The organism is Rhodococcus sp. IEGM 1241 (genome assembly GCF_033142365.1).
Taxonomy (GTDB): Bacteria; Actinomycetota; Actinomycetes; order Mycobacteriales; family Mycobacteriaceae; genus Rhodococcus_F; species Rhodococcus_F erythropolis.
On the sequence record NZ_JAWLSE010000001.1, the window covers coordinates 1,504,495 to 1,526,691 of the forward strand.

The following is a 22,197-nucleotide window of genomic DNA, read 5'->3' on the forward strand; positions in this document are numbered from 1 at the left end:
TTCGGCGACGATTCGCATCTGGTGATTCATCTAGACGACTGCTTCAGCTGCAAGTCGTTCGAGGGAGTACTCGGTGACGGCGATCAGCGCGCGTTTGGCCGATTCGCGGTTTCGGGCGTCGATCTCGATCATGGGAACGCGGTTGGGTAGCGCCAATGCCTGCCGGAGATCGCTCGCCGAATGGATTGGTGCGCCGTCGAAACGGTTGACCGCCACAATGAACGGGAGCCCTCGCGCCTCGAAGAAGTCGACTGCAGCGAAGCTGTCTTCCAGACGGCGCGTGTCGACCAGAATGACCGCACCGATCGCACCGGTGATCAAGTCGTCCCACATGAACCAGAAGCGGCGCTGTCCCGGGGTTCCGAACAGATAGAGGACCAGGTCGTCGGCGAGAGTGATGCGCCCGAAGTCCATCGCGACCGTCGTGGTGCTCTTGTCGGGAGTGGAACCGAGATTGTCGATACCGTCGCTGGCGTCGGTGACCATTGCCTCCGTGCGAAGGGGGACGATTTCAGAGACGGTCCCCACAAGCGTTGTCTTGCCAACACCGAAACCCCCGGCGATCACGATTTTTGTCGATTTCACGCGAGACGATGAGTCAGAGTGCCCGAAGTCCACTGAGGGTCCTTTCGATCAGTTCGCGTCGCTCGACTCGAGATGCGTCGCTTCGCAGAGTGGCATGTATTTCCAGTGATCCGGCTACTACGAGGTCGGCAACCAGTACCCGCACGACTCCGATCGGAACACCGAGGTGGGCAGCGATCTCGGCAATCGAGATCCGCTTCTCGCAGAGTGCGACGATCGATGCACGAATATCCTGCGGTGCAAGATTGTTCGAGACCACGTCCTCGATCGTCGCGATGATCGCTTCGAGCGGGAGGTCGATGGACGGCAGGGTCCGACCTTCGGTGAGCGCGTACGGCCGGACCAAGCTGGGTTCGGCGTCGTCGTAGTCGGATTGATGGTGAGGCATCGAACTCAAATACCCTGCGACGTTCGCGGGGCAATGTCCATCGTGGTCCCGACGCGATCGACGAGAGTCGCCATTTCGTAACCGATCTGGCCGATGTCGCATCCGGCGACAGCGAGGGCGGCAAGGTAAGCGCCGCTACCGACGCCCATGAGAAGCAGGTAGCCGTTCTCCATCTCGACGACGGACTGCATGACGGCCCCACCGTCGAAGAGGCGTGACGCCCCCGCGGACAGGCTGGCGAGTCCGGAAGTGACAGCGGCCAATTGATCCGCCCGATCGAGCGGAAGGTGTGTGCTCGAGGCGGTCAACAACCCGTCGGCTGAGACGATGATCGCGTGACTCACACCCGGCACGTCTCGGGCAAAAGCCGAAACCAGCCAGTCGAGTGCGCGGGGAGTCTCCTGGGCTCCGACAGTGTTCACTGTTCTCCTTCATCGTTGTGCAACATCGTGGACGATTCGAAAGACTGTCCGCCATCGGGCTGATGGTCGGCGGCGCGCCGACGCCCTCGTTGTACTCCGGATTGGTAACTGCTCCAACCACGTTGGACGTCCGCCGGATTGGATGCATGGCGCTGTGTCGTACCGCCTCCGCCGACGGCACCAGGAACCAGGCGGGCTCCGCGGTCTCGAATGGGCAGACCGGAATCGGCGATCTTGGTGACCGGCATCTCGAACGAGGTTCGAGCGGCCAGCCAGCCTTGATCCGCGTCGGTGGTCCACGAACTGCCGGTGGAAGCCGCCGAAGTCTCCGCCGTCGGATCCACGAGCCACTCCGACACCATCCGGGCGAAAATCGGCATCGTGGTCGGAGCAGAGGGTACGCCGTTCGAGTTGCCGTCGCCCGCGCCGTCAGCCCTCGCCGATGCGCGAGCAGAGAGCCCGTCACGGGTGCGTGAGGAGAAGAATGCCGCAGTATTTGTCGGCATCGGGGCTGAGAGTCGGTGCCGCGGCGGCGGGGTTGTCGACGGTTGTGGACCCACCGGGATCTCGGGACCCTGTGCCGGCGAGGCGAATTCCGGCGACGGAGTACGAACGGGAAGGGACGTCGATGTGCTTGTGCCCTCGGGATCGGGCAGAGGAGCGAAGGACGACACCGAGGTGGCGGGTGCAGCAGTGGTCGGAGTCGAGGTGCTGACTGCCGGTACTCCACTTGTGCCCGGAGTGCGACGTGGCAATCCCGAAGGCGCTGTTGCCGTAGGAGTGGATTGCGGTGTGATCGGGGCGAACGTCTCGGTCCGATCGGTACTGTTACCGGGCGTTCGACGCGGGAGATCAGCGAAACTTCTGGTCGCAGGCCGCGGGGGTGCGGATTCGGTCGGGACGGGCTGTGACCATGACGGTGCAGGCGGTGTGGGAGGGGGAGTCCGATCGAGCGTGGGAACGGGTCCGGTTCGCGGCGTGCGGATCTCGGGTCCCCGAGACGAATCGAGTATCGACGTCGGTAGGAGCACCGTTGCGGTGATGCCGCTGTGCGTCGATGACGTTGCCGTCGGGCGCAGGCGCACAGAGATGTTGTAGCGACGGCTGATTCGGCTCACGACGAACAAACCCATGCGACGCGCTGTATCCGCGCTCATCTCGCCGCCGGCGGCGAGGCGCTCGTTGGCATCGAGGATATCGGCAGGCGACATGCCGATACCGAGATCTGCGATCTCGACGATCATGGAGCCGTCGATAGTGCGGGCAGCGTTGATGGAGACGGTGGTCTCCGGTGGGGAGTACCGCAGAGAATTGTCGAGCAGCTCAGCGATGAGGTGAACGACGTCCGGGGCAGCATGACCGGTGACGACTCCGGGCGGGATCTGCCCGAGTTCGACGCGTCGATACTCCTCGACGCCGGATACCGCGGCGCGAAGCGTATCGCCGAGAGCGACGGGGGCGGTCCTGGCGCGGCGTACATCGGTTCCGGCGAGAACCAGCAAGTTGTCGCCATTTCGACGCATTCTCGCGGCGATGTGATCGAGCCGGAACAGATTCTCGAGGCGACGCGGGTCGTCTTCGTCCTGCTCCAACTGTTCGATCAAACCGAGTTGCTGGTCGACGAGGGACTTATTGCGCCTCGACAGCGTTTCGAACATGTCGTTGACCTGGCGCCGCAGGGTGGCCTGCTCGCCGGCAAGCGTGATGGCCTGACCGTGCATGTCGTCCACCGCGCGCGCAAGCTCGCCGATTTCCTCGTGGGTGCGGATCGGGACACGGGCGAAGTCGAGTTCGTCGGTACTGGCACCTGCGCGAATTCGTTCGATCGCGTCGGGGAGTCCGCGTCGTGCGGCCTGCAATGCGGCAAATCGCAACCGGCGGATCGGATCGATGAGCGATCGGCTGATGACGAGGGCGATGGCCAGTGCCAGCAGGACCGCGCCGAGCACGATTGCAGTGTCACGGAGTGCTGCGGTTCGTGCTGCATTGGATTCGGCGGTGACGGTGTCGCCGAACTCGGTGACGGTGGTGTCGGTCAGGCTGTTGTACTGGTCGTTTCCGGATTTCAGATCGGCGCCGACGCGGCTCCCCAGAGGAGAGGTCGACGGAGTTGATCCGAGGGCGTTGATCCGGTTCTGAGCAGAGTTGCTGAGGGTCTGGACGGTGTCGTTACTCCCGTCGATGGCCAGAATGTTGTTCAGAGCGACCAGTTCGGCACCGGCAGCACTGACCATCGACGTACGAGCTTGCTGGTCCGGATCACCGGAGCCGAAGAGGATTCGTTGTTCGGCCAGCGCTCGTCGCGCTTCCCAGAGTGCGGAGAGTCGACCACCTTGTTCGCGCAGGACAGGGCGTTGAGAATGCTCGACGACGCTGGTGAAGGTGCTCGAGAGTGCGCGCGAGACTTCGCCGACCCGCGAAACCAAGCGTGCGGGAGCCACCGCGCCGGCGGCGATCTCCTCGGTGATGGAACGGCTCTCGGCGAGCGCCGAAGTCACTTGGTCGTTGAGGTCGCCGTCGGACTGGAACGCGCGCGCGGCGTCTACCAGTTGGTCCATTGCGTCCGAAACTGCTTGTGTTGCCGGGCCGGTGTCAGTGCGTGCCGATGCGGCTTCGGCGAGTTCGTACAGTGCGGATTCGAGGTTGATCGCCGCGGGCACTGCGAGGGCACGCTCGGACGAGGAACTCAGCTGTGCGGCTTCTTCGAGTTCTGTCTGAACTCGAAGTGCGCCGAGGACGACGGCGACGATCATCGGCAATGCGAGAACGGCGATGACCTTCCATCCCAGGCGCCATTCGCCGATCGACCACCAAGAGGTTGTCGTGTGTGAATCGTGTTTCATGCGGAACATGGCCCCTTCACGTCAACCCCCCGTGGGTCATTGCCCGAACCCCTTCAATCCGGTTTGACCAGAAGGGGTAGTTAGCTGAACGGTAACAGACTGTTCGCTGGCTCGCTACATCCCAGTTGGCTTCATGGATCGCCGATGACTATATCCGGATTGTAAGGCCAGGTGAAAGGGTAAACGGACAAGTGCGGCGAATGGGATAGCCGGGTTGTTCGATTCGGTAACTCGTCGACTCGTTGATATGCGGCGGGCGGGAATCTCCGGAGGATCTGCCTCAGGACCTGACATAGAGGACACGTCCGAACGAGGCGCACTCGCATGTCAGACTGTGGAAACCGCACCGATGACCGAATCGAACCTTGGAGACATAGTGGGTGGACCTGCTCGCGACGCGTTGCGCGCGATCGCCGAACTGCTCGCCCCTGACAGCGCTGTTGTCATCGACCGGGTGACGCTCGCGATCGAGTATCCGGAACGGTATGTCGAAGTACAGAACGAGCTGTACTCACAGACGTTCGAGAAGCCGCACCCGGAATTGGCGTGGTTTGCTCTCGTCGACGCGTTGCACGACCGAAAACTCCTGGTCTGGGTGGACTGGAACGAGGACGCTGCCGAGGTTCTCGGTCAGCTACGAGCGCTCGAGTCGGCGCCCGCAGGATCGTGGGAGTGGGCGCAGAGTGTTGCCATGGCCTTCGATCGAGCTGCCGGACTCGAATCGCTTCTCGCTCGAGTCGGCGACAACATCACCGAGACGGGCGTTTCACTTGCCTGGCTCGACAGCGACAGCGATACGTTTCTCATCGCGCTCGTCCCGAGTGTTCACGGTGCAACACTCGTCGAACTCGCGCTGGCAGCCGGGCACTGCGTGCGCGTGTTCTAGAGTCTCAGCGTTTGCCGAGCAGGCGGCGCAATCCTTCGATTCGATCGCTCAGTCTGGGCGGCGTGCGCTCGGGATCCATCAGTGCATTTTCAGCGAGCACGTGGTCTTCGCCGTCGACTGTATTCCGGTCGAATTCGCGCAGACTGCGAGCGTCGGAGGTCGAGAGAGCGCGAACCGTCGACAACAGTGACTGCTCACCCAACGCGTCGTCGACTTCTTCCTCGGTGACGTCGAGGTGCTCGCTGAGTAGCCGGCGCCTCAATCCGATGATCGAGGCGCGCAACTCGACATCTGCGTCGTCGTCGGATTCGACGGCGATGTCGCACTCGGTGTCGAAGCCCATCGAACGGTTGTTGAGGTTCGACGACCCGATTCGCAGGAGGCGATCGTCCATCACGAGGACCTTGGCATGCACGTAAATTGGTGCGCCGGAAGAGGTCACGGGATAGAACGCACCGAACCGGTCGTGGATATCGGCCGACCACAGCAAATGCAGCAGGTCGTGGCGTGCCCCGTCCATCGCCTTTTGTTCGAGCCATCCATCGGCATTGCGCGGAATGACCAGAACGATCTCCGGCCCGTCGGCCTCACGTAGACGCGCGGCAATCGCCTCGGCCAGCGTGCGTGAGGCGAGGTACTGGCTTTCGATGTACAGCGTGTGTTCTGCCCCGGCGATGGCCGCGAGATAGAGCGCCTCGATCTCGCGTACCTCTGTGCGTTCGCCGAGTTCCGGCAGCGTTCTGGCGATGGCCACGTCGACGACGCGCAAGGTAGGAGCCAAATTGACCGGCCACGGCGTCGCAGTGCTCTGGACCGGTGGGAGGTCCTCTCCGGTTGCGGATTTCCAGCGTGCCCGCGCTAATTCGCCGATGGCCGCGGCAGCATTGCCGTCGACCGCCGTGGTTGCGTCATGCCAAGGGCCGTAACGTCTTCCGCTCGGTGTGATCCGGTAGTCGTTGCGGTCGACGTGATCCGAGGTGTCCCAGCGGTCCACCGTCATGTCGATGCCGCCGCAGAATGCCAGAGCGTCGTCGATGACGATGATTTTCTGATGGTGCGCCGCACCAACCGGGTGGGCACCGTCGATCTCGAACCGAAGGCGCTCGTCGGTCAGCCAGTTGGACACGAAGACGGGAGTCATGCCGCGCCCAATTGCGGTGAACGCGCCGATGTTCCATTTGAGTACGAGGATTTCGAGGTCGGGTTTCTCGCGGACCAGCCAGCGGAGGAACATTCCCAATCGGTTGGGGCCGTCGAGCGTCTGCTTGCCTGGTTCGAGTTTGATGCGCGTGTCGAAGTCCCAGCCGATCAACATGATTCGCTTCTCGGCTTGCAGCATTGCGGACTTCGCATGATGAAAGTAGTCAGCGGCGTCGACGATGCAGGCAAGATTGTCGGCCGGTTCGATGCGCCAGCAGGTTTCGCCCGGAATCAGTATTCTGTTCATTCGCCGATTCCCAGGTACGCGGTCAGTTCGCGCGCCGCCGCTTGGCCGGCGCGGTTGGCTCCGATCGTCGACGACGACGGTCCGTATCCCACCAGGTGTACGCGAGGGTCGGCTTCGACCTGCGTGGCGAGGCGCCCGGTCATCGGGATTCCGCCACCCGGTCCGCGCAGGTGCAACGGCGCCAGGTGATCGAGTGAGCTACGAAAACCGGTGCACCACAAGATGACATCGGCGTCGACGACGGTACCGTCGGCCCACTTCACGCCGTTCGGAAGGATTTCGGAGAACATCGGCAGACGATTCATCACACCGCGCTCTCGCGCTGCCTGGATGGCAGGCGTCACGGGGAGGCCGGTCACCGAGACAACGGATCCCGGTGGCAGGCCGCGTCGTACACGATCTTCGACCATGGCAACCGCAGCGCGGCCGATGTCCGGCGTGAACGTCTCGTCGCGGAACTCGGGTTCGCGCCGCGTCACCCAGGTAGTGGTCGTGACGCGTGAGATCTCGTCGAGCAGTTGGACGGCCGAGATACCGCCGCCGACCACCACAACATGTTTGCCTTCGAACTCCGCAGCGGTTCGATAGTCCTTCGTATGGAGTTGTCGGCCACGGAAGGACTCGGCCCCGCGATAGTGGGGGATGAAGGGGCGCTCCCAGGTTCCCGTCGCGTTGATCAAGCCTCGCGCCGCGAACACTCCCTGGTCGGTTTCGATTCGCAGTCGCTCTTCCCTCGGACACACCACCCGTGTGTGTACCGGGCGGTGGACGGGAAGTTCGAATTGCTTTTCGTACAGTTCGAAGTAATGGGGGACCGCCACCGATGCAGGCACTTGTTCGGCGTCTGTACCGGTGGTTTCCGCAAAGGACATCCCCGGGAGGTCGTGCACACCGTTGACGGTGCTCAGTGTCAGGCTCGGCCAGCGGAACTGCCACGCTCCACCCGGACCGGACGCATGATCGAGCACCACGAACCCCGATTCGGGTTCGATTCCGAACTTGCGCAGGTAGTACGCGGCGGAGAGTCCGGCCTGTCCCGCGCCGATCACCACCACGTCAACCGGGTGTGGTTGCTGTGCGGCAAGGTCGTCTGTACTCATCGGTAATCTAACCTCCTGATGTACAGAACTTAGCTGCAGAGAAGTATGCGGACGGTAGCGGCGCCTCGGAACTCCCGTGTGTCGAGCCTTCCAGAAACGAAAGTGAGCGGACATGATCGGGTTCTCCCGTGACGGCAACGTCGTGACCATCGAGTTGCAGCGTCACGAGCGTCGTAATGCGCTCAGCGCCGAACTCTGCATCGCAATACGGGACGCGATGAACGCGGCAGTCGCCGAGCATGCGCACGTTGTCGTCATCACCGGTGAGGGATCGGCGTTCTGTGCAGGCGCGGACCTCTCCGGCGACGTCTACATGGAGGGCTTCACCGACCGCTTGTTCGAAATGCTCCGGTCGATCGACACGGCGCCCATCCCCGTCATTGCCGCTGTCAACGGTCCGGCCATCGGCGCCGGTACCCAGCTGGCCATCGCGTCGGATCTGCGCGTCGTGGCACCGACCGCTCGCTTCGGAATCCCCGCGGCCACCCTCGGAGTCTCGGTGGACAAGTGGACCATGCGTCGGCTCGCGTCGCTGGTCGGCGGCGGTCCGGCGCGTACCATTCTGCTCGGCATCGAACAGATCGGCGCCGAGGAAGCTTTCACGCGCGGTCTCGCCAACAAGCTCGGAACCCTCGACGACGCTCAGGAATGGGCGCACCGCATCGCCAATCTCGCACCGCTGTCGTTGCGGCACATGAAGATGGTTCTCAACGACGACGGCACCATGGAGGAACAGTCTCCCGAGCAACTCGACGCCCTCCACGCCGCCTGGCTCAGCGAGGACGTCCAGGAAGCCCGCGCCGCCCGCATCGAGAACCGCCCTCCCGTATTCAAGGGAAAGTAAAGCTCGTTGCAGGGAAAACAGGCACCAGGCACGCGGGACAGATAGTGGCTACGCTCGTCTGAATGAAGAAGACGACGGTTCTGGGAGTTGCGGCTGTTGCCGCGGCGACAGGGTGGGTGGCGCGAGCCGCATGGGGAATCCCGACGCAGATCGGGGCGTCGCGAAACACAGTGCAACCGTATGCGGCGATGTCCCCGCGATACCGGGACCGCCAGTTCCACAACTCGGAGCCCAGCAGCACTCTGGTTCCGGGCACCGATGCCGGGATGTTCAAGTCGATGGCTACACGGGGGTCGACGGGTCGGCCGCGTCAGCCGATTCCGTTGGCAACTCCGCTGGCGCCGTCGGTAGCGGGTGACGCGGCCGTGACGTGGTACGGCCATTCGAGTGTTCTCGTCGAGGTCGACGGTTACCGCGTTCTCGCCGATCCGGTGTGGAGCGAACGCGTATCACCCTCGGCCACAGTAGGTCCCGCACGTATGCATCCCACTCCCGTGGCCTTGGCTGATCTACCGACGGTAGATGCGATAGTCATCTCGCATGATCATTACGACCACCTCGACATGGCGACGGTCAAGATTCTGACTCGCACCCAGACCGCTCCGTTTGTCGTTCCGATCGGTATCGGGGCTCACCTGCGGCACTGGAAGGTGCCAGAGAACCGGATCGTGGAATTGGACTGGGACGAGTCGACAAAAATCGACGACCTGGTTCTCACGTGCACCGAGGCTCGTCACTTCTCCGGTCGTGGCCTCGTCCGGAACACGACGCAGTGGGCGTCGTGGGTATTCGCCGGTCCGAAGCACCGGGTGTTCTTCGGCGGAGACAGCGGATACACATCACGTTTCGAACAGTTGGGTGAAACCTATGGGCCTTTCGATCTGACGCTTCTCCCCGTGGGCGCGTACGACGTGCGCTGGCCGGACATTCACATGAATCCGGAAGAGGCAGTGCAGACACACATCGACCTCAACAAGGGCGACGGATCGCGCGGTGTCTTCGTACCGATCCACTGGGCGACCTTCAACCTCGCGTTTCACTCGTGGTCGGAGCCGATCATTCGCCTCAACGAGTCGGCCGCAGAGGCGGGCACAACAGTGTCGGTCCCGATGCCTGGCGGCAGGATCGACGCGTTGTCACCGACACCGCCGTCGAAGTGGTGGATACCGCTGGGCTGACTGCGGCCCTTGCTCGAAAGTCACCCGGGATCTTCCTCAATCCAGTCGGATTCCGAACCAACCCCCACGTTGGTACTGCAGTTGATGTGTCACGTGTTCACTGGTGAGGTCGGGATCGGGTTGTCGTTTCGGTTCCCATAGTTGTGTGACACTTTCGGATGCGGATGCGATGCCTTCTCCGTCGAGGGTGACAACCTTCTCGTCCATTCCCAGCTGAGGCCATGCAGTTGCGACATCGATCGGCCCGGCAGGCGGCATCGGAGCCAGCAAATACTCACCGCGCACTGAGCCCGAGCGGCTTTCAGCCGTGCGTAACTCCAGCAGCGAGCCTCGCGTTCTTTGCGCGGTGGTCACCGATGATCCGTCCGCGAAACCGAGGCCGAGGAGTAGCGGCGCGCTGAAATGTGTGAACGTGGGACGCCCGTCGTAAGTGCCGAGACTCAGCGATAGTGCCGGATCCTCGTAGCGGGCATCAATCGCGAACATCATCCCGAACGAGTAGACCCGAATCGCCGACAACCAGACAACCACGTTGTCGGTCCGGTTGAGGTCGAGAGAAATCGGCAGGTCGACGGGCCGTTCGCACCGAAGCGCCTCGTCGAGACCGTTGTAGACGTATTTCATACCGTTCCTCGATGGCCTTCTCTGCTCGTTCCGACCAGCATCGCAGAACCGCGGCCCACGGGTGTGATCTTCGTGTAGCCGTCATTGCCACACGAGTCCGACCCTGATTAGTTGCTCCGGGTGCGTAATCTTTGACCATGGCTCACGAGCACACCAGTTCAGAAGAGACAGCAGTGGCGGTAGCGCCTGAGCGATTGCCGGACGACGTCGACGTCGCCCGCGGTCTGACCGCCGATCAGGTTGCAGCAAGGATCGCGTCGGGACAAACCAATGATGTACCGGACCGGGCGTCCCGCTCGGTCAAGGACATCATTCGCGGCAACGTCTTCACTCGCATCAACGCGATCCTGACCGTGTTGTTGGTGATCGTGCTCGCGACGGGTTCGATCATCGACGGCATGTTCGGGTTGTTGATCATCGCGAACAGCGGTATCGGCATCATCCAGGAGATCCGCGCCAAGCGCACGCTCGACGCTCTGGCCATCGTGAGTCAGGCCAAGCCCATGGTCAGGCGTGACGGCGTTGCCGTGGCAATGGCGCCCAAAGATGTTGTGCTCGATGACATTATCGAACTCGGATCCGGTGACCAGATAGTCGTCGACGGTGAGGTGGTCAGTTCTGCCGCACTCGAGGTCGACGAATCGCTGCTCACCGGTGAGGCTGATCCGGTTCACAAGGCGAGCGGCCAGCAAGTGCTGTCGGGCAGTTTCGTTGCCGCAGGCAGCGGCGCGTACCGCGCCACCAAGGTCGGTGGAGATGCATACGCGGCCAAGCTGGCCGAAGAGGCGAGCAAGTTCACCCTCGTGCATTCGGAACTGCGCAGCGGTATCGACAAGATCCTGAAATTCATCACCTATCTGATGATTCCGGCGGGAGCGCTGATCATCTTCAATCAGCTCTTCACGATCGGCTTGCCGATCCGACCCGCCCTCAACGGCATGGTGGCAGCGCTGGTTCCGATGGTTCCCGAAGGCCTTGTGCTCATGACGTCCATTGCTTTTGCGGTCGGGGTCATCCGATTGGGCAAGCGCCAGTGTCTCGTTCAGGAGTTGCCGGCGATCGAAGGCTTGGCCCGTGTCGACGTGGTGTGCGCGGACAAGACCGGAACGCTGACCGAGAACGGCATGCGTCTGTCCGAGGTCGATGTCGCACCGGGTGGATCAGGGGAGTCTGCAGTCAAGTCCGCGTTGAGCGCGATGGCCGCGTCCGACCCTCGCCCCAACGCGAGCGTTCTGGCGATTCGCGAGTCTCTCTCCGACGATTCCGGCTGGGGCGAAGCCACCGCGCTCGCGCCGTTCTCCTCGGCGAAGAAGTGGAGTGGCCAGTCGTACGGCAGTCACGGCAACTGGGTGCTCGGTGCCCCGGACGTGCTGCTCGATCCAGACTCGGAGATGGCCCGCAAGGCAGAAGAAGTGGGTTCGAGCGGGCTTCGTGTCCTCATGCTCGGCAGCAGCAACCTTCCCGTCGACGACGCCGACGCGCCGGGCACCGTCACCCCTGAGGCTCTGGTCGTACTCGAGCAGAAGGTGCGTCCGGACGCGCAGGAGACGTTGGAGTACTTCGCGAGCCAGAAGGTCGCGGTCAAGGTCATTTCCGGCGACAACGCGGTTTCCGTCGGCGCCGTTGCCGGTTCCCTCGGGCTCGAGGGTGGTGACCGTCCCATCGACGCGCGGGATCTTCCCAGCGATCAGGAAAAGCTGGCGGACACTCTCGACGGAGCAACGACGTTCGGTCGAGTACGACCGGATCAGAAGCGGGAAATGGTCGCTGCCTTGCAGTCTCGCGGACATACCGTCGCGATGACCGGTGACGGCGTCAACGACGTGCTCGCCCTCAAGGACGCCGACATCGGAGTCTCGATGGGTTCGGGCAGTCCGGCGACCCGAGCCGTGGCCCAGATCGTGCTGCTGGACAACAAGTTCGCGACGCTCCCGTACGTCGTCGCGGAAGGCCGCCGAGTGATCGGCAACATCGAGCGTGTGTCGAATCTGTTCCTGACCAAGACCGTCTACTCGGTGGTGCTTGCGTTCCTGATCGGCATCACCGGCGTCCTGTCCCAGGTCTTCGACTTCGAACCGCTGCCGTACCCGTTCCTGCCCCGCCACGTCACGATCGCGGCGTGGTTCACGATCGGTATCCCGGCCTTCATCTTGTCTCTGGCACCCAACAACGAGCGCGCGCGAACCGGTTTCGTGTCCCGCGTGATGCGTCTGGCGTTGCCGTCGGGCCTGATCATCGGCATCACTACGTTCATCTCCTACGTGTTGGCTTACCAAGGCCCGGACCAGACGGAAACCCAGAAGATCCAGGCCGGAACCAGTGCACTCATCACGTTGATCATGATCGCCGTGTGGGTCCTGGCCGTCGTTGCTCGGCCGTACGTGTGGTGGAAGCTCGTTCTGATCGGCGGTTCGGTTGCCGGGTACCTCATCCTGTTCGCGCTGCCGTTCACTCGTGAGTTCTTCAAGCTGGATCCGAGCAACGTCGCTGCGACGACGCTCGCGATCACCCTCGGTGCTATCGGCGTTGTGCTCGTGGAACTCTCGTGGTGGATCAGCGCACGCCTGCACGGGGAGAAGCGGAAGATATTCGCGACGCCCGACGACCTGCCCGGCGAGCACCACCATGCCCACAGTGAGTAAGTAGTTTCAGCGCCTGAACATCTGCACCCAGGCAATGCGATCGCCGCCGCGCTTCTTGGCCCGGTACATCGCATTGTCTGCGTGCTCGATCAGTTCGTTGACAGCCCGATCCGGTAAGTCCGTCTCGGGACAGAGGTAGACGCTGACGCCGGTACTGGCGGATACGGGATAGGGATCGGAGTCGGACGAGACCGCCGAATGTATCTCGGTGGCGACCTGTTCGATATCTCCTCGATCGACTCCGCGCAGGACGACGAACTCGTCGCCGCCGATTCGCGCCACCACTGCCTCGGGCCCGGCGGCAGCGATGAGGCGGTCAGCGACAGCGGTCAACGCGTCGTCGCCTGCTACGTGACCGTGCGTGTCGTTGAGGATTTTGAACGAGTCGACGTCGATGAGCAGTGCGATCAGAGCCTGCGTTCGATCACTGCGCAGCAGATGCTGTGCCTCGTCCTGGAGTCCGCGGCGATTGAGTGTCGCGGTGAGGTAGTCCCGGTGGGCGTTGCGTGCGTCGTCGGTCAGGCGCAGCCAGACGATCTGCAGAATCCACGCGGTGGAGAAAACCACACCGGCAACCATCAGATAGAGATTCACGACCACCCAGTCGTCGTTGACCGGCTCGGACATCGCCATGGCAGCGAGCGTCGTGCAGACAGTAAGAGCCCAGCCGATGTGGGTCACGGCAACACGCGGACTGTGAACTATCGCCGCGTAGAAGCCGATCATGATGAACAGGACGCAACCCAGCGTTCCGACGAACGCTGTGCGAACCGCGAAGAAGAGCGTGACGGCGAGCCAGAGGTCGGCCCAGACGACAAAGGCCACGGATTGGCGCCAGGTGGGCCACGATTCGTTTCGCACCCAACGGCAACCGGCATACACCCCGCTGATGGTCCCGACTGCGAGGATGGACCGTGCAAGGGCGGAATCGGAACCGAAGCGGCTCAACTGCATGGTCACCGCGATCAGGGCGAAGAGGAAACACCACACTGCCACCAATTTCCGTCCGGGAACGGTCAGCCCGCGAGTGTCGAGGAATCGGGGGAGCCAGGTGTAATCGGTGCGATCCGACCACCACCGGGACAGCAGTTCACGCGTGGGGTGGGGGTCGCTCCCCGTCCCGCGCAGTCCTGCATTCAATCCGGGCACCTGTCGATGTCGATGGGTGGTCAATCAGCTATTGGCGGGTTAACGCTACCTCGAGTTGCGCGCGGCTCGAACGCACGGACCTGCTTTCTGGCGTAGAGGCCGTCGACCTGTGAGAATCGAAGGGCGCGGAGGAACGATTCCGCCGAAGGATGTGCGTCAGCACCGGGAGAGGACACGGACATGGGTTTCTTGGACAACGTCAAGGGATTGGTCGAAAAGGGCCAGGAGCTCGCAGCGGAGAACTCCGACAAGGTTCACGACGCGATCGACAAGGTCGCCGACATCGCCGACGACAAGACCGGCAACAAGTACGGCGATCAGATCGACAAGGCAGCCGAGGCCGCCAAGAAGGCTGTTCCCGAAAAGCAGTAATACCGGATTCGGCCATACCGTTGCTCAGGGGCCCGTAACCGAAAAGGTTGCGGGCTTCTGTGCGTCCGCTGGGTGAACTCCCAGGGTCGGCGGGCAGAATGAACGCGTGAACTTCACCTGGATTCTGCTGGTTGTCATTGCCGCCATCGCAGTCACCGGGCTGTCCAATCGACGAAACCTGCAGGCCCCGCTGGTCCTGGTGACCGTGGGCTCGGTCGCCTCCTTCATCCCCGGTATGCCGCGGCCCGAACTGGACCCCCACGTCATTCTCGGTGTGGTCCTGCCGCCGCTTCTCTACTCGGCCGCTCTCAAGTTCTCGGTCGCGACCTTCAAACGCAACCTTGCGCCCATTCTGCGTCTCGGCGTCGGAATGGTGCTGGTGACGGCGTTCGTGGTTGCCTTCTTCGCCGAATGGATGGTTCCCGAGTTCACTATCGGCGCCGCCCTCGTGCTCGGAGCTGTGATCGCGCCGACCGATGCCGTCAGCGCGGTGGCGGTCGGTCAGAAACTCGGGCTCCCGAAACGAGTTATCGCCATCCTCACGGGCGAAGGGCTCGTCAACGACGCGACCGCGCTGACCCTCTTCACCGTCGCGGTCGCTGCCGTGACCGGAACGCGAATTGCGACGGATTCCCCCCTGTTGTTCTTCGCGTACGAAGTAATCGGCGGCGTTGTCGTCGGCTTGGTGCTCGCGTTTGTCGTCAAGTTCGTTCGCGCCCGCATGTACGACTCTCCACTCGAAACCGGCTTGGGGCTGGTCCTTCCGTTCGCTGCCTACCTGGCCGCTGAAGAACTACACGCGTCCGGTGTTCTGGCCGTCGTGGTTGCTGGTCTGGTGATCGGGCACTATTCGACGGACGCGTCGATCATGACCAGGCTGCAGGAGCGCTCGGTGTGGTCGAGCCTGGACACGCTCCTCGAGATGTTCGTCTTCGCGTACATGGGGCTGCAACTGAGCTTCGTGATCGACGATGTTGTCGCCGACGGACTTCCGGTGCTTCACGTGTTCGCGTACGGTCTGGCAGTCCTGGCCGTGGTCATCGTGATTCGGCCGGTGTGGCTGTTCCTGAGCTACTCCCGTGTGCGATTCGGTGTAACCCTGCGCCGTGATCGCGAGAATCAACTGACGTGGAAACAGAATCTGGTGGTCTCGTGGGCGGGAATGCGTGGTGTCGTCACTCTTGCTGCGGCCGGCGGTATCCCGTTCGCGCTCTCGTCCGGCGAGCCGTTCCCCGGACGCGGCGTCATTCAGGCGATCGCGTTCATCGTCGCGGTCGGGACACTGCTCATCCAGGGATCGACCTTGCCGTTCCTGATTCGTCGTCTCGACGTCGCGGATCCCTATGAACAATTGCGTACCCAGGAACAGATGGAGTTGGCACGCAACATTTCTCGCAAAGCCGGTGAGAAGGCGTTGGCCGACGCGGCCGCGCACCCTCCATCCGGGATCGATGGAAAGGAATTGCAGGCAATCGTCGAGCGCGTACGCCGCTCGATGCAGGCGAGGCTTCAACTCCAAGAGGTCGACGAGGACGCCGATCGCGAGGCCGCCCTGTGGAATGCGGGAGCGCTCTTCGACAAATTCCGGCATCAATCCCTTCGCTCGCAGCGAGTCGCACTGATCGCCGCGCGCGACGACGGAGATCTCGACGACGAGGTATTGCGTACCGTATTGGAAGGACTCGACATCGAAGAGGCCGCAGCCGAGGAACGTGTCAGGCGTCGCCGAGCAGGCAGCGCGGGCAAATAGAGGGGAACACTGCGTATGACGGTTCGGAGTTCGAGGGTTCGCGCAGGCTGGGGAGTCGTGGTGGCGAGCGCGCTCCTCGTGAGCGTCGGCTGCGGATCGGATGCCTCGCCAGATGTCTCTGTCACCGACAACGCAACCACGACTACCCCGCCGGTCGAGAGCAGCGCGCAACGCGGCGTCGTGTTCGACAGTGAACCCTTCACCAGCACAGCCGAAGTGGCGGCGTCCGGAGCGAGCGCGGTGAAAATCCTGTACGGCTCCACCTCCGGTATCGACGGCCGGGAGACCCAGGTATCGGGAACCGTGTTCACACCGCCTGGAACGCCGCCGGAGGGCGGTTGGCCGATCGTCTCCATCGGCCATGGCACGACGGGTATTTCGGACGACTGTGCGCCGTCGACCTCGCCGACCCTCTTCGGCACGATCGGCCTGGTCGCGCCGTTCCTCGACTCGGGATACGTGGTCGCTGTATCCGACTTCGAGGGCCTCGGCACTCCGGACCCGCATCCTTACCTGCAACCGGACACCGCGGCGTTCAACGTCATCGACGCGGTTCGAGCGGCGCGCAACGTCGTTCCGGACACCTCGACTCGGTGGGCAACTCTGGGGCTTTCCCAAGGCGGGCAGGCTTCCTGGGCAGCGGCCGAGGAAGCCGACACCTACGGCGACGGACTGGAATTCGTCGGTGCAGCAAACCTGTCCCCGGCAGCGGACATCTCGCCGATCATCTCGAGTGATTCCGAGGTGAATCTGTCACTGCCTCAGCAACTGCTGCTGCCCTATGTACTCGAAGGGCTGTCCCTCACCCATCCGGAGCTCGAACGAACCGACTACGTGCGCGGCGCATTCGAGCAGAACTACGACCTGCTCACCTCGTGCCTGACCTCTCGCGCGACGGAGAAGTTGGGTCTTGTCGGAAAGGTGACGCCCGCCGACACCCGGCCAGCTACCGCCGAGGACGCGGACCGAATTCACGCGTGGCTCAGCGACGTTGCTCTCCCACGTCAACGCGCGAGCGGTCCGATGTACGTAGTCGTCGGTACCAATGACAACCTCATCCGTCCGGAATGGACCGAGGCGGCCGTCGAACGTGCCTGCGCCGAGGGTGACGTCATCGAATTCCAGGCGCGACCGGGCGAAGGTCACGCGGACGGCGCCGCTGTGCCGGGAGCTGTTGCGTGGGTGAAGGATCGATTTGCAGGTGTTCCGGCACCGAATACCTGCGGGTCGTGAATCGATGACGGCGTCGGCACGAATCCGCGCACTTGCGCTGGCATTGCCAGAGGCAACCGAGCGGATCAGCCACGGTGAATCGTCGTGGTTCGTGCGCAAAGCGCCGCAGTTCGTCACCATGGCAGATCACCACCACGACGATCGCCTCGCGATCTGGGCCGCGGCCCCACCTGGGGCGCAGGCAGATTGGGTCAGTCGCGATCCGACGAGGTTCTTCGTCCCCCCGTACGTGGGTGGCCGGGGATGGATCGGTGTGTACCTCGACGTTCCGAGTGCCGACGAGACCGAGGACGAGAAATTCTGGAACGACGTAGCCGACGTCGTCGAAGATGCGTACCGCACGGTGGCTCCGAAAACACTGATCCGGAAACTGGACGAGGATTCGCGTTGAGTCCGGCCGTGGTCGCGCTTCTCAGCGTGCTGATTCTCGCAGTGGCCGGGGCACTGACAGCGGTGTGGATGCGCACCAGACGTGAGGTGACCACCCCGACCGAGCGTGCCGTCCATGCCGCGCTCCATACGGCTTCACTTGCCGCGCGGCCACTTCGGCGTGGACTCGACAAGAATTCGGCCGCCGAGGCGGCGCCTCACCTACGCGAGCTGACCGGCGGTTCCGGTCTGGGCCTCGCAGACGCGTCGGGAAATCTGCTGGCGTGGGACGGCCGTCACGAAGCGTTGTCCGATCAATTCCACGACGCCGCCATTCGCGCGATCGAAGGCGAACGCCGGGTGCTCGTCACCCACTCGGACCTGGTGCGCGGACCGAGCGATCACCATGTGCGAGCGCTGATCGCTCAGCCCCTGCTGATCGAGGACATCGGCGTGGTCGGCGTGCTGGGAATCGTCACCAGCGAAGACCCGTGGCCGGGAATGCTCGGAGCGGTCACCGAGGTGGCTCGATACGCCTGCAGCCAGATCGAACTCGCCGACCTCGACGCGTCCAGAGCCCTGTTGGATCGAGCCGAAGTGCGTGCCCTCCGCGCGCAGATCAGTCCCCACTTCATCTACAACGCGCTCAACACGGTCGCGTCGTTCGTTCGAACCGACCCGGCGCGGGCCAGAGAACTGATCCTCGAGTTCGCGGACTTCACCCGGTACTCGTTCCGATCTGCGGGTGAGTTCACCCTGCTTGCCGACGAGCTACGCAACATCGATCGTTACCTGACCCTCGAACGCGCGCGATTCGGGGAGGCGCTGAACGTCCGCCTTCAGATAGCACCCGAAGTGCTCAACGTGGTTCTTCCCTTCCTGGCTCTCCAGCCGCTGGTCGAGAACGCGGTTCGTCACGGCATTTCGAGTAAGCCGGAGGGCGGGACCGTGAGCATCGTGGCCGCGGACGAGGGACCTGACTGCATCATCAGCGTCGAGGACGACGGTGTGGGGATGGACCCTGAACTACTGCGTTCCGGCTCACTTGACGCCATCGAGTCGGGATCGGGACGACCCAGCGCACGCGAAGCTGCTCACGTCGGTTTGGCCAACGTCGACGACAGACTTCGTGCCGCGTTCGGCAACGACTACGGACTCGTGGTGGAGACAGCGCCGGGTGCCGGTACGAAGGTCAGCATGCGTGTTCCCAAGTTCAAGCAGGGTATTCACGTCTGATTCTCGCCTTCGATGATCAGGCTGAAACCGTCGTGGGAACATGGACCTGTTGTGAACGAGACTGACACTGATGCCCAGCTGACCGTCCTTGCCGTCGACGACGAGAAACCAGCCCTCGACGAGCTGGCCTTCTTGCTGCGCGCCGAGGACTCGGTGGCGCACGTTCACACGGCATCGGATGCGACGACTGCGTTGCGGATACTGCGCGGTGGAAGCATCGACGCGGTATTTCTCGACATCAACATGCCCGGACTCGACGGTCTCGAACTGGCCGGCATCCTCTCCAATTTCGCGACGCCACCACCCGTGGTGTTCGTGACAGCGCACGACGATCGAGCTGTTGATGCCTTCGACCTCGGTGCCGTCGACTACCTACTCAAACCGCTCCGCGAGGAGCGTCTCGCTCAGGCCGTTCAACGGATCGTGGGGTTGGCCGGGCGCACCAAGAGCGAGAACAAGCCCGAAGCTGCGTCCACCGACGAGGTGATCCCGGTGGAACTGGGCGGCGTTACGACGCTCGTTCAACGCTCCTCGGTGGAGTGGGTGGAAGCCGACGGGGACTACGCGCGTTTGCACACCGCCGGGAAGTCGCACCTGGTACGCATCCCGATCTCGACACTCGAATCACGCTGGGCCGACGCGGGCTTCTTGCGCGTGCACCGCTCCTACCTGGTGTCTTTGGCGCTGGTCACCGGCATCCGCACAGTAGGCAGCGGATTGGTGGTCTGTCTGCGCCCGCACGGAGACAAGCCTCCCGTCGAACTTCCGGTCAGCCGCAGACACACCCGTGAACTCAAGGATCGACTGGTTCGTGCGCCCAAGCAGAGCTGGTTGTCACGGTGACGTCGCAGTCCGATCCTCCGCAGCGTGAGCGCGTTGTGTTGGCGCAACGTAGTGGCGCACGGATCGTCCGTACGCGGGTGGAGGTGCAGGAACAGACCGAAGTCGGCGACGCCATGATCCGCGGTCTCGTTCGCGCGCAGTTGGGGCTGGCGATTCGCCTTGCCGTCGTCGCAGCCGGGCTCCTGTGTGCAGTACCGCTTCTGACGCATCTCTTCCCGACATTGTCGGAGGTCGCAGTCCTGGGCATCCGGTTGCCGTGGCTCGTGATGGGCGGCGCCGTGTATCCCTTGCTGTTGACCACAGGCTGGGTGTTCGTGCGTCGTGCGGAGCGAAACGAGCAGGACTTCAACGACATCGTGGACGACTGAGCGCGGCGCTGTGGGAGGACAACCTATCCCGGTGCTGACGGTGCTCGGCATCGTTGCGGCGGCCGTGGCAACCGTGGCTATCGGAATCTACGGCGTTCGGCTCGCTCGTACCACCTCGGATTTTCTCGTCGCGTCCAGAACCGTCAGCGCGCGGTGGAATGCGACAGCCATCTCCGGTGAGTACCTCTCCGCTGCTTCGTTTCTCGGCGTGGCCGGGCTGGTCGCGAAATACGGCGCCGACGCCCTCTGGTATCCCATCGGATTCACCGCCGGATACCTCGCCCTGCTGCTGTTCGTCGCAGCACCGCTTCGGCGTTCCGGTGCATACACCGTCCCCGATTTCGCCGAATTCCGTCTCGGCTCACCGCGATTGCGCAAGCTCGCAATGCTCGTCGTCGCGATGGTGTGCATCCTGTATCTGATTCCACAGTTCCAAGGCGCGGGACTGACGCTCAACATTCTGCTCGGGGTTCCCAGCTGGATCGGCGGCGTTGCTGTCGGGGTCATCGTCATCGCCAACGTCGTCGGCGGCGGGATGCGCTCGATCACCTTCGTTCAGGCCTTCCAGTATTGGCTGAAACTGACTGCCGTCGCGATTCCCGCTGTGGCACTGACCTTCTACTTCTTCGGCGATCATCACGACGTAGGCGCGTCGATGCCGCCGACGGTCACCACTGCGACGACCGTCGACATCACCACCGACGTCGTCGTCCAGGTATCCGAGCCGGTGGCGGTCAGCGGCGGCACAGTCGACGGGCGAGTGGTCGAAGGAACCGTGACTCTGGGCCCGGGGGAGCACACCCTCGGTGAAGGCATGTCCATGGTTCTCGACGCGGGAGCCGCGGTTCCCGTCGTCGCGGGAGCGCCTGCGCAGAACTCGGATTGGATCACCCCGGGTTGGGGTTTCGGTGGGCCGCACCCGATGTATCAGGTGTACTCGCTGATGCTCGCGACCTTCCTCGGAACGCTCGGTCTGCCTCACGTTCTCGTCCGGTTCTACACCAACCCCGACGGCCGGGCCGCTCGTCTGACCTCGCTTGCAGTTGTCGGTCTGGTCAGTGTGTTCTACCTGTTTCCGACACTCCTCGGCGTCTTCGCTCGCCTGTACGTTCCGCAACTTCTGATCACGGGCACCTCCGACGCCGCGGTGTTGCTGCTGCCGGGCTCGGTGTTCTCGGGGTGGGGCGGACAACTGCTGGCAGCCCTCGTGGCGTCCGGTGCCATTGCCGCCTTCTTGTCGACGTCGTCCGGATTGCTCGTCAGCATCGCGGGCGTCGTCAGTACCGATGTTCTCCGCGGACGAGTTCGAGACTTCCGTATTGCAGCGCTCCTGGCCGGGCTCGTTCCGCTCGTGCTGTCGCTGGCGGTGGTGTCGGTCGACCTCTCGAGAACCGTCGGGTTGGTGTTCGCGGTCGCCGCGTCGACGCTCTGCCCACTGCTCGTGTTGGGTATCTGGTGGCGCGGTCTGACTGCCGTCGGCGCGGGGGCGGGGATGGTTGTCGGTGGATGTGTTGCGGGCACTGCCGCCACTGTCGCCGTCCTGGGTGGTTTGTCGGAGGACGTCCTCGGTGGCTGGCCGGCAGCCATTTTCGCGTTCCCGGCTGCGGTGAGCGTGCCGCTGGCGTTCCTCACGATGATCGTCGTGAGCAAGGTGTCGTCGAAGCAGATACCGGCAGATATTGCGCGAATCTTCACGCGGATGCACGCCCCGGAACGGCTCGGAATGGGCTCCGATCGCGAAGACGATCTCCGCCAACCCTGACTTTCACCGCCCGAACCCTCTGCCGTTGGTCGCGCCTGCCTGACCGTTCGGCGCAGCGCGCGACTGCTCACCGTGTGACTGGCGCCACAGCGTCTTCATGTGACTCCGATCTCACTAACGTCTGTGCGTAGTTCACTTCACACGCGAGGCGAGGAG

20 protein-coding genes are annotated in these 22,197 nt (G+C 63.3%); 12 read left to right on the top strand and 8 right to left on the bottom strand.

What is annotated here, in order from left to right; all coding sequences use genetic code 11:
* Positions 1 to 30 precede the first annotated feature (30 nt).
* Genes R4P70_RS07260 through R4P70_RS07275 form a run of 4 tightly spaced genes read right to left on the bottom strand, consistent with a single transcriptional unit; the run spans position 31 to position 4,238 of the window.
* Positions 31 to 618, bottom strand: a complete 588-nt coding sequence (locus R4P70_RS07260) for a GTP-binding protein (RefSeq protein WP_003940118.1) — start codon at positions 616 to 618, stop codon at positions 31 to 33.
* Complete coding sequence (locus tag R4P70_RS07265) at positions 599 to 973, bottom strand: DUF742 domain-containing protein (protein WP_097387028.1); 375 nt, start codon at positions 971 to 973, stop codon at positions 599 to 601. Before R4P70_RS07265 ends, R4P70_RS07260 begins: the two co-directional genes overlap by 20 nt.
* Positions 974 to 978: 5 nt before the next feature.
* Positions 979 to 1,395 carry a roadblock/LC7 domain-containing protein gene (locus tag R4P70_RS07270; RefSeq protein WP_003940329.1) on the bottom strand — a complete coding sequence of 139 codons (417 nt, stop codon included), beginning with the start codon at positions 1,393 to 1,395 and terminating at the stop codon, positions 979 to 981.
* A complete protein-coding gene (locus tag R4P70_RS07275; protein WP_317830599.1) occupies positions 1,392 to 4,238 on the bottom strand; it encodes an ATP-binding protein in 2,847 nt (948 codons plus the stop codon). The genes R4P70_RS07270 and R4P70_RS07275 overlap by 4 nt, the downstream gene beginning before the upstream one ends.
* Positions 4,239 to 4,587: 349 nt before the next feature.
* Between R4P70_RS07275 and R4P70_RS07280 the strand changes: the two genes are divergently transcribed.
* Positions 4,588 to 5,124 (top strand): hypothetical protein, encoded by a 537-nt coding sequence (locus R4P70_RS07280; RefSeq protein ID WP_229756536.1) that lies wholly within the window; start codon positions 4,588 to 4,590, stop codon positions 5,122 to 5,124.
* A gap of 4 nt (positions 5,125 to 5,128) precedes the next feature.
* Here the strand turns inward: R4P70_RS07280 and R4P70_RS07285 are convergent, their stop codons facing one another.
* Complete coding sequence (locus R4P70_RS07285) at positions 5,129 to 6,571, bottom strand: phospholipase D-like domain-containing protein (protein ID WP_060938182.1); 1,443 nt, start codon at positions 6,569 to 6,571, stop codon at positions 5,129 to 5,131.
* The gene (locus tag R4P70_RS07290) at positions 6,568 to 7,671 is read right to left on the bottom strand and encodes an NAD(P)-binding domain-containing protein (RefSeq protein ID WP_317830600.1); all 1,104 of its coding nucleotides are present in this window, start codon (positions 7,669 to 7,671) and stop codon (positions 6,568 to 6,570) included. The genes R4P70_RS07285 and R4P70_RS07290 overlap by 4 nt, the downstream gene beginning before the upstream one ends.
* A 112-nt stretch (positions 7,672 to 7,783) precedes the next feature.
* Between R4P70_RS07290 and R4P70_RS07295 the strand changes: the two genes are divergently transcribed.
* A complete protein-coding gene (locus R4P70_RS07295) occupies positions 7,784 to 8,515 on the top strand; it encodes an enoyl-CoA hydratase (protein ID WP_019744845.1) in 732 nt (243 codons plus the stop codon).
* Positions 8,516 to 8,577: 62 nt separating this feature from the next.
* Positions 8,578 to 9,693 (top strand): MBL fold metallo-hydrolase, encoded by a 1,116-nt coding sequence (locus tag R4P70_RS07300; RefSeq protein ID WP_019744844.1) that lies wholly within the window; start codon positions 8,578 to 8,580, stop codon positions 9,691 to 9,693.
* Positions 9,694 to 9,729: 36 nt separating this feature from the next.
* Here R4P70_RS07300 and R4P70_RS07305 read toward each other — a convergent pair whose 3' ends face one another.
* Positions 9,730 to 10,317, bottom strand: a complete 588-nt coding sequence (locus R4P70_RS07305; RefSeq protein WP_069146434.1) for a hypothetical protein — start codon at positions 10,315 to 10,317, stop codon at positions 9,730 to 9,732.
* A gap of 137 nt (positions 10,318 to 10,454) precedes the next feature.
* Here R4P70_RS07305 and R4P70_RS07310 point away from each other — a divergent pair, with 137 nt between their 5' ends.
* On the top strand, positions 10,455 to 12,959 hold the full coding sequence (locus tag R4P70_RS07310; protein WP_019744843.1) for an HAD-IC family P-type ATPase: 2,505 nt from the start codon (positions 10,455 to 10,457) through the stop codon (positions 12,957 to 12,959).
* Between the two features lie 6 nt (positions 12,960 to 12,965).
* Here R4P70_RS07310 and R4P70_RS07315 read toward each other — a convergent pair whose 3' ends face one another.
* Positions 12,966 to 14,108 carry a GGDEF domain-containing protein gene (locus R4P70_RS07315; RefSeq protein ID WP_133727926.1) on the bottom strand — a complete coding sequence of 381 codons (1,143 nt, stop codon included), beginning with the start codon at positions 14,106 to 14,108 and terminating at the stop codon, positions 12,966 to 12,968.
* 180 nt (positions 14,109 to 14,288) lie between these two features.
* On the opposite strand from R4P70_RS07315, the gene R4P70_RS07320 reads away from it, so the two are divergent.
* The 8 genes from R4P70_RS07320 to R4P70_RS07355 all read left to right on the top strand — a co-directional run bounded on the left by R4P70_RS07320 (position 14,289) and on the right by R4P70_RS07355 (position 22,041).
* On the top strand, positions 14,289 to 14,480 hold the full coding sequence (locus tag R4P70_RS07320; protein WP_003940164.1) for an antitoxin: 192 nt from the start codon (positions 14,289 to 14,291) through the stop codon (positions 14,478 to 14,480).
* A gap of 106 nt (positions 14,481 to 14,586) precedes the next feature.
* Positions 14,587 to 16,230 (top strand): Na+/H+ antiporter, encoded by a 1,644-nt coding sequence (locus R4P70_RS07325; protein WP_019744841.1) that lies wholly within the window; start codon positions 14,587 to 14,589, stop codon positions 16,228 to 16,230.
* A gap of 15 nt (positions 16,231 to 16,245) precedes the next feature.
* Entirely contained in the window at positions 16,246 to 17,463 is a 1,218-nt protein-coding gene (locus R4P70_RS07330) for a lipase family protein (RefSeq protein ID WP_019744840.1), read from the top strand.
* Between the two features lie 4 nt (positions 17,464 to 17,467).
* Entirely contained in the window at positions 17,468 to 17,854 is a 387-nt protein-coding gene (locus tag R4P70_RS07335; RefSeq protein ID WP_070385550.1) for an MmcQ/YjbR family DNA-binding protein, read from the top strand.
* Positions 17,851 to 19,068 (top strand): sensor histidine kinase, encoded by a 1,218-nt coding sequence (locus tag R4P70_RS07340; RefSeq protein ID WP_019744838.1) that lies wholly within the window; start codon positions 17,851 to 17,853, stop codon positions 19,066 to 19,068. Before R4P70_RS07335 ends, R4P70_RS07340 begins: the two co-directional genes overlap by 4 nt.
* Positions 19,069 to 19,119: 51 nt before the next feature.
* Complete coding sequence (locus R4P70_RS07345) at positions 19,120 to 19,911, top strand: LytR/AlgR family response regulator transcription factor (protein WP_060938188.1); 792 nt, start codon at positions 19,120 to 19,122, stop codon at positions 19,909 to 19,911.
* Complete coding sequence (locus tag R4P70_RS07350) at positions 19,908 to 20,279, top strand: membrane protein (RefSeq protein ID WP_003939880.1); 372 nt, start codon at positions 19,908 to 19,910, stop codon at positions 20,277 to 20,279. Before R4P70_RS07345 ends, R4P70_RS07350 begins: the two co-directional genes overlap by 4 nt.
* Before the next feature lie 10 nt (positions 20,280 to 20,289).
* A complete protein-coding gene (locus tag R4P70_RS07355; protein ID WP_020970427.1) occupies positions 20,290 to 22,041 on the top strand; it encodes a cation acetate symporter in 1,752 nt (583 codons plus the stop codon).
* Positions 22,042 to 22,197: the final 156 nt, after the last annotated feature.